The organism is Salinarimonas sp., assembly GCF_046292825.1.
Taxonomy (GTDB): Bacteria; Pseudomonadota; Alphaproteobacteria; order Rhizobiales; family Beijerinckiaceae; genus Salinarimonas.
The window spans coordinates 1-15,137 of the sequence record NZ_JBKBQG010000067.1; the positions used below are offsets into that span (position 1 = coordinate 1).

The window sequence follows — 15,137 nt, forward strand, 5'->3', positions numbered from 1 at the left end:
TTCGGAGCGAAAGACCCCATCCGTCTCCGACCCCTGTTCGGGGTCGGAGCCACCTTCCCCTGAGGGGAAGGAGAGGGCCGGGTGGGGCCCGGGTGGAGAGCAATCTTCGAGCGTCGGGCCCCACCCGACCCCTTCGCTTCGCTCAGGGGCCACCCTCCCCTACGGGGAGGAAGGCTTCGCTCATTGGGGCGTGGGGGCCGGGGGGAGCGTGGCGGGGTCCATGAGCTGGCCGGCGCAGACCCAGCCCTCCTCGGTGAAGCGGCATTGGGTGCCGAGCGGTGCCGCACCGGGCGGCATCATCGCCTGGCCCTGCATCTGGCCCTGCGCCTGTCCCGGCGCGACGGCGCGCATCTGGTCGATCTGCTGTTGGAGCGCGGCGAGGCGGCTCTCGAGCTCGGCGAGGCTCGCCTGGGCCTGGGCCTCGGCCTGGCGGGCGGATTGGATGCGGGCCTCCGCCTCGGCGGCTTCCTGCGTGAGGCGGGCGGCCTCGTTGGAGATCTCCGCGAGGCTCGCGCGCTCGGCGGCCTCGGCGGCGCGCGCCTCCTCCAGCCGTTCGCCGACGGCGGCGAGCTCGGCCGTGCGCTCGGCGAGGCTCTCCTCGCTCGCGACGATCTCGGCGCGGATGCCCTCGAGCTCGGCCGCGGCGCCCTGCGCCTCTTCGAGTTGGCCCTGCAGCCCGACGAGTTCCTCCTCGCGGGTGGCGACGTCCTGGGCGAGGGTCTCGAAGCGCTCCTCCTCGGCGCCGACGCCGCTCTGCAGCTCGGCGAGGCGCGCCTCGCTCTCGGCGATCTGCGCCTGCAGCGCCTCGAGATCGCCGGACGCCGCGCGCTCCTCGGCGAGCTGCTGCTGCAGGCTGTCGCGCTCGGCGGCGAGCACCTCCGCGCGCTCCTCCGCCTCGCGGCCCGCGCCGCCGAGCGCGATCAGGGCGCCGATGGCGACGAGCCAGCCGATCGCGGCGAGAATGGCGAGGGTGAGCGGGACGGGCCGGCGCAGCTCGCTGCGGACATCCGTGCTCGATCGATCGGAGGCGGGCCGCGGATCGGCGGCGGAGCCGGAATGGGGCGGCGTCCGCGTGGCGGCCGAGGACGCGCCGCCCGACGGCGTCGTCGGAGACGCGCCGCCCGCCGCAGCCGGCTTGTCGGGGCCGTCGGTGACGATGGTCTTCGTTTTCGGCGCGTCGGAGGCGGCGGTCGCGGGCTTGTCGGCAGGCGTCGCGGCGGGCTTGTCCGCCGCCTTGTCGGCCGGCTTGCCGGCGCTCCCGGCGGACTTCTCGGTCTTCGGCGTCTTGCGGTCGTCCTCGGCCATGGGTTCCCTCGCCTCCGGGCACATGTCTCCTGTCTCTGGGCAACGTCAGGCGACGCGCACCGTTCCGCCACGCTCCGCCCCTTGACGCGCAGGCCCTCGCGGGCCACGTCGTCGGCAACGCAGCCGCGTCGCCCCGGAGCCTCGATGATCTTTCCCGATTTCGACCCGATCGCCTTCTCGATCGGCCCCATCGCGATCCGCTGGTACGCGCTCGCCTATCTCGCGGGCCTCGGGCTCGGCTGGCTCGGCGCCCGCGCGCTCGTCTCGCGCGCCGCGCTCTGGGGCGCGACGAAGCGGCCGACGAAGGACGACATCGACGATCTCGTCGTCTACGTCGCGCTCGGCGTGATCCTCGGCGGGCGGCTCGGCTACGTTCTGTTCTACGCGCCGGCCTATTATCTCGCGAACCCGCTCGCGATCCTCTACGTCTGGCAGGGCGGGATGGCGTTCCACGGCGGTTTGATCGGCGCGGCGCTCGCGGTGTGGCTGCTGGCGCGCGCGCGCGGGCTCTCGGCGCTCGCTCTGTTCGACGTCGTGACGGTGGTGGCGCCGATCGGTCTCTTCTTCGGGCGGCTCGCCAATTTCGTGAACGGCGAATTGTGGGGCCGGCCGGCGGCGGAGGGTTTCCCCTTCGCGATGGTCTTCCCCGATGTCGATCCCGTCCTGCGCTACCCCTCGCAGCTCATCGAGGCGGCGACTCAGGGGCCGATCCTGTTCGCGATCGTGCTCCTCGTCGTCATGCGCTATGGCTTCCGCCGCCCGGGCCTCGTCGCGGGCGCCTTCGGGATCGGGTATGCGGCGGCGCGGATCTTCTCGGAATTCTACCGCGAGCCGGACCCGTTCTACGGTTTCATCGTGACGCTGCCGGGCTTCGAGGGCGGGCTGACCATGGGCATGCTCCTGTCGATCCCCGTGGGCCTGGCCGGGCTCGCGCTCGTCCTCCTCGCCCGGCGCGGCGGCACCGCCGCGGCGCGAGACGGCGCGCGGGGCGCCTGATGGACGCCCCCGCCGCCGCGCAGACGACCGCGCTCGCCCGCGAGATCGCGGCGCTCGTCGCGGCGGAGGGGCCGATCCCCGTCTCGCGCTACATGGCGCTGTGCCTCGGCCATCCGACGCTCGGCTATTACATGACGCGCGACCCGCTCGGCCTCGAGGGCGATTTCGTCACCGCGCCCGAGATCAGCCAGATGTTCGGCGAGCTCCTCGGGCTGTGGGCCGCGCAGACCTGGATCGACCTCGGCCGCCCCTCCCCCCTGCGCCTCGTCGAGCTCGGCCCCGGCCGCGGCACGCTGATGGCGGACGCGCTGCGGGCGGCGGCGGTGGTGCCGGGCTTCCTCGACGCGCTCGACCTCCACCTCGTCGAGACGAGCCCCGTCCTGCGCGCCAAGCAGGCGGCGAGCCTCGCCGCGAGCCCGCGCCCGCCGACCTGGCACGGCAACGTGACGGGCGTGCCGGAGGGGCCGGCGATCGCGATCGCCAACGAATTCTTCGACGCGCTGCCGGTGCGCCAGCTCGTGCGCCATGGCGGGCGCTGGCACGAGCGGGTGGTGGGGCTCGACGGCGCGGGCGCGCTCGCCTTCGGCCTCGCCCCCGATCCCGAGCCCGGGCTCGACGATCCCGCGCCGGAGGGCGCCGTGATCGAGATCCAGGCCTCGGGCGTGCCGGTGATGCGCGCGCTCGCCGAGCGCATCGTGCGCGAGGGCGGCGCGGCGCTCGCGATCGATTACGGCCACGCGACGAGCGGTTACGCCGACACGCTCCAGGCGGTGCGCCGCCACGCCTTCGCCGATCCGCTCGCGGAGCCGGGCGAGGCCGACGTCACCGCCCATGTCGATTTCGCCCAGCTCGCCCGCGCCGCCCGCGAGGCGGGGGCGCGGGTCTTCGGACCGGTGACGCAGGGCGCCTTCCTCGCCGGCCTCGGCCTCGAGGCGCGCGCGCGCCGTCTCGCCGCGGCGACGCCCGAGCGCGCTCCCGAGATCGCCGCCGCCGCGAACCGCCTCGCCGGCACCGGCGAGGGCGGGATGGGGGAGCTGTTCAAGGCCATGGCGGTGACGCAAGCCGGGCTCGATTCCTGCGCGGGGTTCTGAGGGCGGCGTCCGCGCAGTCACGGGATGCGCGGGCGGCGCGAATCCGCTAGATCGGGCCATCGCAACACGAGGAGATCGCCATGGCGCTGCAGGCCCAGACGCTCGCACGGGAAACGGGCCTCGCCCATGCCTTCTTCACCCGCGACGGCGGGGTGTCGGAGGGGGCCTATGCGAGCCTCAACGGCGGCCTCGGATCGGGGGACGCGCGCGACGCCGTCCTCGAGAACCGCGCCCGCATGGCCGCGCGGATCGGCGTCGCGCCCGACGCGCTCGTGAGCCTGCACCAGGTCCACTCGCCGGACGTCGTCGTGGTCGAGGCGCCCTGGGGCACCGAGGCGCGGCCCAAGGCGGACGCGATGGCGACGGATCGGCCGGGGCTCGGCCTCGCGATCCTCACCGCCGATTGCGGCCCGGTCCTGTTCGCCGATCCGGAAGCGGGCGTGATCGGCGCCGCGCATGCGGGCTGGCGCGGGGCGCTCGGCGGCGTCCTCGCGCGCACGGTCGAGGCGATGGAGCGGCTCGGCGCGCAGCGCGCGCGCATCGTCGCCGCGCTCGGCCCGACGATCTCCCAGGCCGCCTACGAGGTCGGGCCGGAGCTCGTCGCCGCCTTCCGCGCCGCCGATCCCGACCACGCGCGCTACTTCGGCCCCGGCACCCGCCCCGACCGCCACCAATTCGACCTGCCCGCCTTCATCCGCGACAGGCTCGCGGCCGAGGGTCTCGGGGCCGTGGAGGATCTCGGCCGCTGCACCTATCGCGAGGAGACGCTGTTCTACAGCTATCGGCGCGCGACCCATCGCGGCGAGCCCGATTACGGCCGCCTCGTCGCCGCGATCGCCCTCGCCCCGCGGTGAGGGGCGGGCTCCGAAAAAGACGAGCCCGCCGGAAGCGTGCGCTCCCGACGGGCTCTACGATGTCTCGCCGTGCTGAGCACCGAGGCGCTCGCGCTTGAGGGCATCACAAGGTCTGGACGACCTCAGCGGGCCTCGGCGAGGTGACAGCGCTGACAAAGAGACACTGGATCACCTCCTTTCGCTTCGTTTCGACTGACAGCAAGATAGGCCGGTCGGGCGCGGGCGGAAAGGGGTGCGCGCGAAAAAGATCAGCGGCGACGGGGCGGCCCGCCGCGGGCGCCGCCGGGGCGCGGGCCGACGGGGCCGCGATCGTCCTTGTGACGGAAGACGAGACGGCCCTTGTCGAGATCGTAGGGCGACATCTCGACCGTCACGCGGTCTCCCGCGATCGTCTTGATGCGGAACTTGCGCATCTTGCCGGCGGTATAGGCGATCACCTCGTGGCCATTCTCGAGCTCGACCCGGAACTTCGCGTCGGGGAGCACCTCGGTGACGATACCCTCGAAAGTGATCAGCTCTTCCTTCGCCATGCACGATGTCCTGTCTCTCGCGGCGGGCGCCGTCGCCCGTGCCGCACCGCCTCGCGGAATTTCTCGCGCAAGCCTTTACGCCTGCGCGCGCCTCACGTCAAACGAGGCCGTAGCCGAGGGGTTCCGAACGGGGGCCTGCGCCCGCGTCAATCCTGCGCGATCACGCTCACATGCGCCGCGACGACCTTCCAGCCGTCGGGGAACCGCCGCCAGGTCTGCATCTGCCGCCCGACCTTGCCCGGCGCGCTCTCGCGGTAGAAGAGCGTCGCGGCGATCGCCGTGTCGCGGCCGAAGGTCGTGATCTGCGTGCGCGCGAGCCGCCGCGCGAGACCGGCGGGCGAGCGGGCGCCGCGGAAGGCGCGGATCTCCTCGATGCCGTAGAGATTCTCTCCCCCGCCGTAGCGGATCGTGTGCGGGCTCGCCCAGAACAGGCGGTCGAGCGTCTCGACGTCGTTCTCGACGAGGGCGCGCTCGTATTCCGCGAAGACGGCCTCCATCTCCGCGAGGATCTCGGGGGCGTTCACCTCGTCGCTCATCGCAGGCCCCCGGTCATGCGCGCCTTCAAGGCGGCGAGGAAGGGGATGTCTTCGAGCTGATCGGGGCGCACGCGCGCCCAATCCACCCCCGGCGGGCGGGGGTCCGTGTTCAGGGTGCGCGTGAGACCGAGTTCGGTCGCCACGAGGTCGAGCGGGCTGTCGTGCGGCTCGATCGGCACGGCGTCCGCCGCGACGAGCTGGACGGAGTGGACGGTGGTCGCGATCGGCGTGTCGTCGCGGATCGTTCCGAGCGCGCGGAAGATGCCCGTCTCGAGATCGGCGAAGCCCGCCCCCTTGCCGGTGCGCCCGCCCGCGAGGCTCACCGCGACGGAGCCGACGACGCAGAAATCGAGGGGCTCCACCTCCTCGAAACCGATCCGCTCGCCATGCTCGACATAGCCCTGCGAGGTCGCGGCGAGCTCGAAGGAGATCCCCTTCGCGACGAGCCGCGCCGGGTCGACGCGCAGATAGGGGAAGTCGCGCGTCAGATAGGGCACCGGCGCGTAGAGGATCTTGCCCTCGTAGAGCGCGCGCAGCCGCAAGGGGATCTGCGGCGGGTCGGGATTGCACTTGACGGTCCGCGCGCGCTGCCATTCGGGCGTGCGGGCGAGGTGCATCGCGGCGACGTCCGCGCCGACGAAATTGGGGATGTGCGAGACGGTCGGACCGATCGCGACGCCCGCCTCTTCGAGCCGCGCCCAGGCGGCTTGGCGCACGGCGTCCTTGTCGGCGTGGCGACCCGCCCAGCGCGCGGCGGAGGGGGGCAGCGTCGTGGGCAACGTCATGGCCGGGCCTCCCCGACGGGCGCACTCGCGACGCCCGCGGCTTCGAGCGCCGCGGCGATCCTGAGGCAGACATCCTCCCGCCACGGTGCGGCGACGATCTGCACGCCGAGCGGCAGCCTCTCGCCGGCCTCGAAGACCGGCACGACGACGGTGGGCAAGCCGACGAAGGAGATCGGCTGCGTGAACAGACCGAGATTGGGCCGCACGAGCATCTCGACGCCGTCGAGCACCATCGTCTCCTGCCCGATCCTCGGCGCCCGGCAGGGGGTCGCGGGCAGGAGGAGCGCGTCGTGCGTCTCGAAGACGCGCGCGAATTCCGCCGCGAACAGCCGGCGCAGCTTCTGCGCCTTCGCCGCCCAGGCGCCCGGCAGCATCGCGCCGGCCATCAGCCGCACGCGCACCGCGGGGTCGAAATCGGCGGCGCGGGTGCGCAGCCGCTCGAGATGGAGCGCTGCGCCCTCCTGCATCGTGATCACGTAGGCCGCCGCCCGCGCGGCCTCCACATGCGCGATCGAGAGGGTGTCGCGAGCGCCGAGCGCTTCGGCGGCGCGGGCGACGGCCGCGAAGGCGGCCGGATCGCCGCCGCGCGCGAAATAACCGCCGCCGATCGCGATGCGCAGACCCGCCGCCCCGCCCCCGAGGAGCGGCGCGGTCGGCTCGAGCGGGCGCTCGACGCAGACCGGATCGCCCGCATCGTGCCCCTGCATCGCATCGTAGGCCTCCGCGAGATCGGCGACCGAGCGCGCGAAGGGGCCCAGATGATCGAGGCTCGCGACGAAGGGGAACGAGCCGTTGCGCGGGAGCCTCCCATAAGTCGGCTTCAAGCCGAAGGTGCCGCACAGGGCCGAAGGCACGCGGATCGAGCCGTTGGTGTCCGATCCGAGCGCGATCGGCACGAGCCCGCCCGCCACCGCCGCACCCGATCCGCCCGAGGATCCGCCGGTCATGTGGTCGAGCGCGTGCGGGTTGCGCGAGGGGCCGTCGTGGACGTTCTCGCCGGTGAAGTCGTAGGCGTATTCGCCCATGTTGAGCGCGCCGACGAGGATCGCGCCCGCCGCCTCCAAACGCGCGACGAGGGGCGGGTCGGCGGCGGCGGGGGCGGCGTCGCGCTCGATGCGCGAGCCGGCCCGGGTCGGCAGCCCGGCGACGTCGAACAGGTTCTTGACCGCGAAGGGCACGCCCGCGAGCGGCCCGTGATCGACGCCCGCCTCGACCTCCGCATCGATCCGCGCCGCCCGCGCCCGCGCGCGCTCGGCGACGACGTCGGTGAAGGCGCCGAGTTCGGGGCGCGCGGCGATCCGCGCGAGGCTCGCCTCGACGATGTCGGTCGCGCACAGCGCGCCGGAGCGGACGCCGTCGGCGATGGCGAGCGCGGAGAGGGAGGCGGTGTCGCGGCTCACGGGGCGTCTCCGGTGACGGGTGCGAAGACCGGCGCGGGCTCGGCGTGGTCGTCGATCGCGACGGCGTCGACGAGGGCGTAGAGGCGGGCGGCGGTGGCGAGGTGGAGCGCGACGCCGGCGCGGTCCTCCTCCGTGATGGACAACCCGAGCATCGGCGCCATGGCGTCGAGCACGGCCTCCGGGTCGATCGTCTGCGGATCGCTTCTGCCTGCGCTCACGAAAACACCTCCTCCAGGCGGGCGAGCGGCGTCGTCCAGCCGACGATGCCGCCCTGCGCGGCGATCATCGCGAGCGTCGCCGCCTTGAATTGCGGGAAATAGCTCTCGGTCGCGTCCTCGATCAGCAGGCATTCGTAGCCGCGATCGTTGGCCTCGCGCATCGAGGTCTGGACGCAGACCTCCGTCGTGACGCCCGCGAAGACGAGATGGGTGATGCCGCGCGCTTGCAGACGCTCGTGGATGTCGGTCTTCCAGAACATGCCCTTGCCGGGCTTGTCGATCACGATCTCGCCGGCGATCGGGGCGACCTCGGGCAGGATCGCGTTGCCCGGCTCGCCGCGGACCAGGAGCCGCCCCATCGGCCCTGCCTCGCCGATGCGGATCGGCGCGTTCCCCCGCCTGATCTTGCTCGGCGGGCAATCGGAGAGGTCGGGCAGATGCGCTTCGCGGGTGTGGACGATCGTCCACGAGAGCCGCCGCGCGAGCGCGAGGAGGCGCGCGACGGCGGGCACGATCGCGGAGAGCCGGCTCACGTCGTTGCCGAGCGCCGCCCCGAACCCGCCCTCCTCCACGAAATCGCGCTGCATGTCGATGATCACGAGCGCGGTCGCGCCTTTCGCGAGCGGATAGGCATAGGGCGCGGCGGGAATTTGCACGGTCGTCGTCATGCGGGCTCCGGATGATGGCTGCCGGCCATGTGCTTGCCGATCGTCGTGCGGTCGGTCTTGTCGATCTCGGCGACGTGCACGATGCGCCCCTCCGACATCACCGCGACGCGGTCGGACAATTCGAGGATCTCGTCGAGATCCTCCGACACGAGGAGCACCGCCGCGCCGCGATTGCGCGCGTCGAGGATCTGGGCGCGGATTTCGGCGACGGAGGCGAAGTCGAGCCCGAAACAGGGATTGGCGACGATCAGCACGTCGACGTCCCCCGATAATTCGCGCGCGAGGATCGCCCGCTGGACGTTGCCGCCCGACAGGCTCGCGATCGGCGTCTCGGGCGAGGGCGTCTTGACGCGGTAGCGCTCGATCAGCGCCTGCGCCCGCGCGCGCATCGGGCCCGGCGAGAGCCACCAGCCGAGCTTGGCGATCGGCGGGCGGTCGAAGGAGCGGAAGGCGATGTTCTCCGCGACGCTCATGCGCGGCACGGCGGCGTTGCGCAGGGGCTCCTCGGGAAGGCCGAACACCTTGAAGCGGTGGTAATCGTCCCGCGTCGGCTCGAAGGGCTCGTCGCGCACGAAGATGCGGCCGTCGGACAGGGGCCGCTGCCCGGACAGAGCCTCGACGAGCGCCGCTTGGCCGTTGCCCGACACGCCCGCGATGCCGACGATCTCGCCCGCCTTGATCTTCAAGCTGATCTCGGCGATCGCCCGCGACCCGTCCGGGTTCTCGGCGAAGAGCCCCGCGAGCTCGAGCACCGTGCGATCGCCGACGGGGGCGCGCGCCGCGCGCTCGCGGATCGGCGTGTCGCCGATCATCAGGCGCGACATCTCCTCGACCGTGAGCGCCTTCGCCGGTCCCCCGCCGACGCGCCGACCCCGCCGCAGCACGGTCACCGCGTCCGCATAGGCGCTCACCTCCCGGAACTTGTGGGTGATCATGAGGACCGTGATCTCGCCGCGCCGCGCCATGGCGCCGAGGAGCCCGAGCACCTCGTCGGCCTCGTCGGGCGTGAGCACCGAGGTCGGCTCGTCGAGGATGAGGAAGCGCTGGTCGAGCGCGAGCAGCTTGAGGATCTCGAGCTTCTGCTTCTCGCCCGCCGAGAGATCGGCGACGGGAATGTCGAGCGGCACCCGGAACGGCATGCGCGCCATGAAGGCGTCGAGCTTCGCCTTCTCTCGCCCCCAATCGATGAAGGCGGGCGCGTTCGCGCGGGCGACGAAGAGGTTTTCGGCGGCGGTCAGCGAGGGGACGAGGGTGAAGTGCTGGTAGACCATGCCGATGCCGGCCGCCTGCGCGTCGCGCGGCGAGCGGATCGCGACCTCCTCGCCGTCGAGCAGCACCTGCCCCCGGTCCTGGCGGTAGAAGCCCATGATGCATTTCACGAGCGTCGACTTCCCCGCCCCGTTCTCGCCGAGGAGCGCGTGGACCGAGCCCGGCGCGACCTCGATCGAGACGTCGTCGAGGGCGAGGAGCGCTCCGAAGGCCTTCGACATCCCGATCGTCGAGAGGGAGGGCGCGCGGAGCGCGGTCGGGGCTGCGGCGAGCGCGCTCATGGGAGGCTCTCCAGAAGGATGGCGGAGGTCGCGACCGCGCCGAAGACGCCGCCCTGCATCTTCACCATCTCGATCGCCGCCTCGTGATTGGCCCGCCGCGTCGCCCCGCAGCAATCCTCGAGGATCAGGCATTCGAAGCCGCGATCGTTGGCCTCCCGCATCGTCGTGTGCACGCACACGTCCGTCGTGATGCCGGTCAGCACGAGATTGCGGATGCCGCGCGTGCGCAGGACGAGCTCGAGATCGGTCGCGTAGAAGGAGCCCTTGCCCGGCTTGTCGATCACGATCTCGCCGGGGGCGGGCGCGAGCTCGGGGACGATCTCCCAGCCGGGCTCGCCGCGCACGAGGATGCGCCCGCAGGGCCCCTCGTCCCCGATGCCGGCGCCGATCCGGCGCGAGCGCCAGCGTTTGTTCGCGGGGAGATCGGAGAGGTCGGGCCTGTGGCCCTCGCGGGTGTGCACGATCGCGTAGCCGCGCGCGCGCATCGCGGCGAGCACGCGCGAGATCGGGCCGATCGGCGCGCGGGTGAGCGCGAGATCGTAGCCCATCGCGTCGACATAGCCGCCGATGCCGCAGAAATCGGTCTGCATGTCGATGACGACGAGCGCCGTGGTCTCGGGCGAGAGCGAGCCGTCGTAGGGCCAGGGATAGGGATCGGCGGGAAGGGTTTTCATGGGCTCGGATCCTCCACCACCGTGTCATCCCCGGCTGGAGCCGCGAAGCGGCGGAAGGGAAGGGGACCCAGCACGGGAATCGCTTGCGAAGCAAGCACTTGCGGCGGCGACCAGCCGCCTCGTCGGCGGCACGAGAGCTTGCTACGCAAGCGTGTTCCTGCGCGGGGTCCCCTTCCCCTCCGGTCGCAAGCGACCTCCGGCCGGGGATGACACCGGAGAGCCTCCACCGCGTCCGCCATGCTCGCCCCTCCCCTCACTTCACGATCGACAATTCGCCCGGCGCCTCGCGGGCGGCGAAGCGGGAGCGGGCGGAGCCGGCCATGAGGGCGAGCGTGAGGATGTAGGGGGCGGCGTTGAAGAAGTAGAAGCCCTGCGTCACGCCGATCGCCTGCATCGCCGGCCCGATCGCGCCCGCCGCGCCGAACAGCATTGCCGCCCAGACGCAGCGGATCGGGTCCCAGCGCGCGAAGATCACGAGCGCGACCGCCATCAGCCCTTGGCCCGACGAGAGCCCCTCGTTCCACGATCCCGGATAATAGAGCGACAGGAACGAGCCGCCGACGCCCGCCAGGAAGCCGCCGGTCATGGTGGCGAGCACGCGCACGAGGTCGATCGGGATGCCCATCGCGCGCGCCGCCGCCGCGCTGTCGCCCGTGGTGCGCACGACGAGCCCCCAGCGCGTCGCGCGGAAGAACCACGACATGCCGATCGCGAGCGCGATCCCGACGAAGAAGAGCGGGTTGATCTGCAAAGCGGTGGCGAGACTGGGGATTCCGGTCCAGTCGCCGAGATGGACCGCCTCGAGTCGCGGGGCCACCTGGGCGATGTAGTCCTTGCCGAGATAGAAGGCGAGCCCGGTGCCGAAGGCCATCATCGCGATGCCGACCGCGATGTCGTTCACCCGCGGCAGCGAGCAGACGAGGCCGTGGATCGCCCCGAGGAACAGGCCAGACCCCCCCGCCGCGAGCACGCCCGCCCAGGCGCTCCCGGTGTAGAAGGCGGTCGCGTAGGCGACCATGGCGCCGAGCACGAGATTGCCTTCGAGCCCGAGATTGATGCGCCCGGATTTCTCCGTGAGGCATTCGCCGAGCGCGACGAACATGAACGGCGTCGAGACGCGGATCGCGCCGCCGATCATCGCGACGAGAAGGGTGAAGCCGGCGGTGTCGACGATGCTCATCGCGCGCCCTCCGGCCGGAAGATCTTGGCGCGCCCGTAGAGCGTGTCTGAGGCGAGCAGAACGACGAAGATGATCCCCTGGAGCACGAGCACGCTCGCATCGGGCAGCCCCATCCGGCGCTGGATCAGCCCGCCGGAGGCCGCGAGCGCGCCGAACAGGATCGCGACCGGCACGATCGCGAGCGGGTTCTGGCGCGCGAGGAAGGCCACGAGAATGCCGGTGAAGCCGTAGCCCGCGACGAGCGCGGCATTCGCCTGCCCGTGCACGGCCGCGACCTCGAAGAAGCCCGCGAGCCCCGCCGCCGCCCCCGCGAGCCCGGCGCAGGCGACGATCAGCGCGCCGACCGGCAGGCCTTGCGCGAGCGCCGCGCGCGGATTGCCGCCCGTCATGCGCGCGGCGAAGCCGAAGGTGGTGCGCGACATCAGCACCCAGACGAGGCCGCAGGCGATGATCCCCGCCGCGAGCCCCCAATGCACGCTCGTGCCGGGGATCGCGCCGATCATGTAGTCGCGCCCGATCGGCATGGTCGAGGGGCGGTTCGCGGAGGCCGGATCGCGCAGCGCGCCCTCGACGAAGAAGAACATGATCGCGATCGCGATATAGGTGAGAAGCAAGGACGAGATCGTCTCGTTGACGCCGCGCGCGTGCTTGAGCCAGCCGGCGAACCCCGTCCAGGCGGCGCCGGCGATCATCGCCGCGCAGGCCATCAGAGCGAGCGCGAGCAGGGGCGGCAGGCCGGCGGTGACGAGCGGAATCGCGACCGCGGCGGCCGCGAAGGCGCCGATGACGAGCGCGCCCTCCGCGCCGATCATGGTGAGCCCGATGCGCGCGGGGATCGCGAAGGCGAGGCCGGTCAGGACGAGCGGCGCCGCGCGGCGCAGGGTGTTCTGGAAGGAGAAGGCCGAGCCGAAACCGCCGACCCAGACGAGTTCGAAGAAGGTCGCGGGCGAATGGCCGATGACGAGGAGGAAGACCGAGAAGATCGCCGCCGACGCGAGAAGCGCCCCGCCGACGACCACGACGACCTCGAGCGCCGGCCCGAGGCTCCCGAGCGCGATCCCCCGGCGTCTCGCATCGGACGCGATGAGCGCACCGTCCGCCATTGGCTGTCCTTCCGCTGTTCGGGTGGACCGAATTTGGGTGTCGTACCGAAAAGCGCCGCCGCTCTCCTTCCCCTCAGGGGAAGGTGGCCCGGCGCCGAAGGCGACGGGTCGGATGGGGTCATTCGCGCCGAAGGCGCGAAGGGGCGTCGTCGTAGAGCTGCTTACGTTCGGCGGCTCCCGACGCCCCTTCGACCCTTCGGGTCGAATGACCCCATCCGTCTCCGGACGCTGTGCGCGTCCGGAGCCACCTTCCCCTGAGGGGAAGGAAGGCGGGGGCGCCCCCTCCCCCCTTACGTGATCGACCCCACCACCCCCTCGAGCAGAAAATCCATCCCGTCGAGCTTGGGGTCGTAATTGTCGTAGGTGCCCTCGAGCACGAGATTGCCGCGATTGTCCTTGAGCGGCCCGACATAGATCGGCTCGCCGGCGACGAGCTTGGCGATCGCCTCCTCGCCCGCCTTGCGCGCCGCCTCCGACGCGCCCGCGCCCCAGGGCGTGTTGCGGACCATGTCGTTGTGGTAGCCGCCGACGACGACGTTCGGCAGGGGCTCGCCCGCGGCGAAGGCGTCGGCGTAGAGACGGTAGATCGTCTCCCACTTGTACTCGGCGCCGGTGATGAAGCCGTTCGGCGCGAGCTCGGCCTGCGAGGCGTTGTGGCCGCAGGTCTTGATGCCGCGGCGCTCGGCGGTCTCGACGACGACCCGCGGGCCGTCGACATGGCAGGTGATCACGTCGCAGCCCGCATCGATGAGCGCGTTCGTGGCTTCCGCCTCGCGCACCGGCAGCGACCAGTCGCCGGTGAAGATGAGCTGCACGGTCGCGTCCGGATTCACGGAGCGGGCGCCGAGCAGGACCGAATTGATGTTGGAGAGGACCGACGGAATGGGCTTGGCCGCCACGAAGCCGATGCGGTTCGAGGTGGTCGACAGGCCCGCCGCGACGCCGTTCACGTAATGCGCCTGGTTGAGATAGCAGAAATACGAGCCGAGATTGGCCGGGTGCCGGTCCGCGCTCCAGAGCGGCGCGGCGTGGCGGAACTGCACGTCCGGGTATTTCGTCGCGAGATCGATCATGAAGGGATCGAAATAGCCGAAGGAGGTGCCGAGGATGACGTTCGCGCCGTCGAGCTGGATCATCGATTCCATCGACTGGGCGACGGCGTCGGTCTCGGGGACGTTCTCCTCCTCGATGACGGTGACGCCCGGCACGCCCTTGATGATGTCCATGGCGACCGCGTGCGCCTGGTTCCAGCCGAAATCCGCCCGCGGGCCGACATAGACCGCGCCGATGGTCACGGTGCCCTGCGCGCGCGCGATGCCGCCGGGCAGGGCGGCCGCCGCGAGACCGGCTGCACCGGCCTTGAGCAGCGAACGACGGGACAATGCGAGCTTTCTCATCACGACGCTCTCCTCTCGCCGATCCGCCGCGGCGCGACAGGCGCGCGGCTTCGGTCTCGCGTCGTTCGTTGCAACGCACATGCCAGAGCCCGCCTCGTGCTCACGCCGTTCGAAAACCGAGGCATGGCAACGGCTCGGCGCCGTGGACCCCGCCTCGCGAAGCGCGCCTCTGCCCAGGATTTCGCCACGCTTTCGGAAAGTGCATACAGATTGCGCGCCTTGCCGCCCGCCCGCGCGCCGCCGATACTGCCTCCCGCATTCCCGCCCGGAGAGACGCTTGGGCCCGCAGACGATCCTCCTCGTGACCGGCCACGGGCTCGGCGCCTCCTACCGCGCCTTCGCGCTCGCGAAGATGACGACGCTGTCGCTCGACGGCCGCGTCGAGGTTTCTGGCGAGGGCTTGCGTCTGTGCGTGCGCGGTGAGGAGGCCCTCGTCGACATGCTCGAGATCGCCTGCCTGCTCGGGCCCGCGGATTGCATCGTCGAGCGCATCGAGCGGGTCGAGGGGAGCGAGGAGCATGCGTAGAGGCGAGGCGACATCCCTCCCCGGAGGGGAGGGTGGACTTTCGAGCGGAGCGAGAAAGGCCGGGTGGGGCCCGGGTGGAGATCGTGCTTCGACCCTCGGGCCCCACCCGACCTCCTTCGGCTGCGCCTCGGAGGCCACCCTCCCCTACGGGGAGGGATTCGCGCCCCCATCCCTCCCCTATGGGGAGGGTGGACTTTCGAGCAGAGCGAGAAAGGCCGGGTGGGGCCCGGGTGGAGATTATCCTTCAACCCTCGGGCCCCACCCGACCTCCTTCGGCTGCGCCTCGGAGGCCACCCTCCCCTACGGGGAGGGATTCGCGCCCCC

Annotated in this window: 16 protein-coding genes; 4 read left to right on the forward strand and 12 right to left on the reverse strand. The window is 71.9% G+C overall.

Translation table 11 applies throughout. The features are described from left to right. Positions 1–180: 180 nt before the first annotated feature. Positions 181–1,305 carry a hypothetical protein gene (locus tag ACK4UM_RS19735; RefSeq protein ID WP_409802553.1) on the reverse strand — a complete coding sequence of 375 codons (1,125 nt, stop codon included), beginning with the start codon at positions 1,303–1,305 and terminating at the stop codon, positions 181–183. A gap of 144 nt (positions 1,306–1,449) precedes the next feature. Between ACK4UM_RS19735 and lgt the strand changes: the two genes are divergently transcribed. The 3 genes from lgt (at position 1,450) to pgeF (ending at position 4,246) form a co-directional block, all read left to right on the forward strand. Then, positions 1,450–2,301 (forward strand): prolipoprotein diacylglyceryl transferase, encoded by an 852-nt coding sequence (lgt, locus tag ACK4UM_RS19740; RefSeq protein WP_409802554.1) that lies wholly within the window; start codon positions 1,450–1,452, stop codon positions 2,299–2,301. Continuing rightward, positions 2,301–3,392 carry a class I SAM-dependent methyltransferase gene (locus ACK4UM_RS19745; protein WP_409802555.1) on the forward strand — a complete coding sequence of 364 codons (1,092 nt, stop codon included), beginning with the start codon at positions 2,301–2,303 and terminating at the stop codon, positions 3,390–3,392. The genes lgt and ACK4UM_RS19745 overlap by 1 nt, the downstream gene beginning before the upstream one ends. Before the next feature lie 80 nt (positions 3,393–3,472). Further along, a complete protein-coding gene (gene pgeF, locus ACK4UM_RS19750; RefSeq protein WP_409802556.1) occupies positions 3,473–4,246 on the forward strand; it encodes a peptidoglycan editing factor PgeF in 774 nt (257 codons plus the stop codon). A 248-nt stretch (positions 4,247–4,494) separates the two neighbouring features. Here the strand turns inward: pgeF and infA are convergent, their stop codons facing one another. The 11 genes from infA to ACK4UM_RS19805 form a co-directional block, all read right to left on the reverse strand. Then, a complete protein-coding gene (infA, locus tag ACK4UM_RS19755) occupies positions 4,495–4,776 on the reverse strand; it encodes a translation initiation factor IF-1 (protein ID WP_409802557.1) in 282 nt (93 codons plus the stop codon). 146 nt (positions 4,777–4,922) lie between these two features. Further along, positions 4,923–5,312, reverse strand: a complete 390-nt coding sequence (gene hpxZ / locus ACK4UM_RS19760) for an oxalurate catabolism protein HpxZ (RefSeq protein ID WP_409802558.1) — start codon at positions 5,310–5,312, stop codon at positions 4,923–4,925. Beyond that, a complete protein-coding gene (locus ACK4UM_RS19765; protein ID WP_409802559.1) occupies positions 5,309–6,097 on the reverse strand; it encodes a 5-formyltetrahydrofolate cyclo-ligase in 789 nt (262 codons plus the stop codon). The genes hpxZ and ACK4UM_RS19765 overlap by 4 nt, the downstream gene beginning before the upstream one ends. Then, entirely contained in the window at positions 6,094–7,497 is a 1,404-nt protein-coding gene (locus tag ACK4UM_RS19770; protein ID WP_409802560.1) for an AtzE family amidohydrolase, read from the reverse strand. Before ACK4UM_RS19770 ends, ACK4UM_RS19765 begins: the two co-directional genes overlap by 4 nt. Continuing rightward, positions 7,494–7,715, reverse strand: a complete 222-nt coding sequence (locus ACK4UM_RS19775) for a DUF4089 domain-containing protein (protein WP_409802561.1) — start codon at positions 7,713–7,715, stop codon at positions 7,494–7,496. Before ACK4UM_RS19775 ends, ACK4UM_RS19770 begins: the two co-directional genes overlap by 4 nt. Then, positions 7,712–8,383: a cysteine hydrolase family protein gene (locus ACK4UM_RS19780; RefSeq protein WP_409802562.1), complete on the reverse strand. Its 672-nt coding sequence runs from the start codon at positions 8,381–8,383 to the stop codon at positions 7,712–7,714. Before ACK4UM_RS19780 ends, ACK4UM_RS19775 begins: the two co-directional genes overlap by 4 nt. Then, positions 8,380–9,933, reverse strand: a complete 1,554-nt coding sequence (locus tag ACK4UM_RS19785) for an ABC transporter ATP-binding protein (protein ID WP_409802563.1) — start codon at positions 9,931–9,933, stop codon at positions 8,380–8,382. The genes ACK4UM_RS19780 and ACK4UM_RS19785 overlap by 4 nt, the downstream gene beginning before the upstream one ends. Further along, entirely contained in the window at positions 9,930–10,607 is a 678-nt protein-coding gene (locus ACK4UM_RS19790) for a cysteine hydrolase family protein (RefSeq protein ID WP_409802564.1), read from the reverse strand. The genes ACK4UM_RS19785 and ACK4UM_RS19790 overlap by 4 nt, the downstream gene beginning before the upstream one ends. A 253-nt stretch (positions 10,608–10,860) precedes the next feature. Next, entirely contained in the window at positions 10,861–11,787 is a 927-nt protein-coding gene (locus tag ACK4UM_RS19795; RefSeq protein WP_409802565.1) for an ABC transporter permease, read from the reverse strand. Beyond that, positions 11,784–12,890 carry an ABC transporter permease gene (locus tag ACK4UM_RS19800; RefSeq protein WP_409802566.1) on the reverse strand — a complete coding sequence of 369 codons (1,107 nt, stop codon included), beginning with the start codon at positions 12,888–12,890 and terminating at the stop codon, positions 11,784–11,786. The genes ACK4UM_RS19795 and ACK4UM_RS19800 overlap by 4 nt, the downstream gene beginning before the upstream one ends. 290 nt (positions 12,891–13,180) lie before the next feature. Then, entirely contained in the window at positions 13,181–14,290 is a 1,110-nt protein-coding gene (locus ACK4UM_RS19805; protein ID WP_409802567.1) for a BMP family ABC transporter substrate-binding protein, read from the reverse strand. Between the two features lie 274 nt (positions 14,291–14,564). On the opposite strand from ACK4UM_RS19805, the gene ACK4UM_RS19810 reads away from it, so the two are divergent. Beyond that, a complete protein-coding gene (locus ACK4UM_RS19810; RefSeq protein WP_409802568.1) occupies positions 14,565–14,813 on the forward strand; it encodes a hypothetical protein in 249 nt (82 codons plus the stop codon). The last annotated feature ends 324 nt before the right edge of the window (positions 14,814–15,137 follow it).

Excerpts from the sequence above, each read along its gene's own strand:
- ACK4UM_RS19785 (WP_409802563.1), bottom strand. The coding sequence starts at position 9,933 with ATGAGCGCGCTCGCCGCAGCCCCGACCGCGCTCCGCGCGCCCTCCCTC.
- ACK4UM_RS19780 (WP_409802562.1), bottom strand. The coding sequence starts at position 8,383 with ATGACGACGACCGTGCAAATTCCCGCCGCGCCCTATGCCTATCCGCTC.
- hpxZ (WP_409802558.1), bottom strand. The coding sequence starts at position 5,312 with ATGAGCGACGAGGTGAACGCCCCCGAGATCCTCGCGGAGATGGAGGCC.
- ACK4UM_RS19735 (WP_409802553.1), bottom strand. The coding sequence starts at position 1,305 with ATGGCCGAGGACGACCGCAAGACGCCGAAGACCGAGAAGTCCGCCGGG.
- infA (WP_409802557.1), bottom strand. The coding sequence starts at position 4,776 with ATGGCGAAGGAAGAGCTGATCACTTTCGAGGGTATCGTCACCGAGGTG.
- ACK4UM_RS19765 (WP_409802559.1), bottom strand. The coding sequence starts at position 6,097 with ATGACGTTGCCCACGACGCTGCCCCCCTCCGCCGCGCGCTGGGCGGGT.
- ACK4UM_RS19790 (WP_409802564.1), bottom strand. The coding sequence starts at position 10,607 with ATGAAAACCCTTCCCGCCGATCCCTATCCCTGGCCCTACGACGGCTCG.
- lgt (WP_409802554.1), top strand. The coding sequence starts at position 1,450 with ATGATCTTTCCCGATTTCGACCCGATCGCCTTCTCGATCGGCCCCATC.
- ACK4UM_RS19745 (WP_409802555.1), top strand. The coding sequence starts at position 2,301 with ATGGACGCCCCCGCCGCCGCGCAGACGACCGCGCTCGCCCGCGAGATC.
- pgeF (WP_409802556.1), top strand. The coding sequence starts at position 3,473 with ATGGCGCTGCAGGCCCAGACGCTCGCACGGGAAACGGGCCTCGCCCAT.
- ACK4UM_RS19800 (WP_409802566.1), bottom strand. The coding sequence starts at position 12,890 with ATGGCGGACGGTGCGCTCATCGCGTCCGATGCGAGACGCCGGGGGATC.
- ACK4UM_RS19795 (WP_409802565.1), bottom strand. The coding sequence starts at position 11,787 with ATGAGCATCGTCGACACCGCCGGCTTCACCCTTCTCGTCGCGATGATC.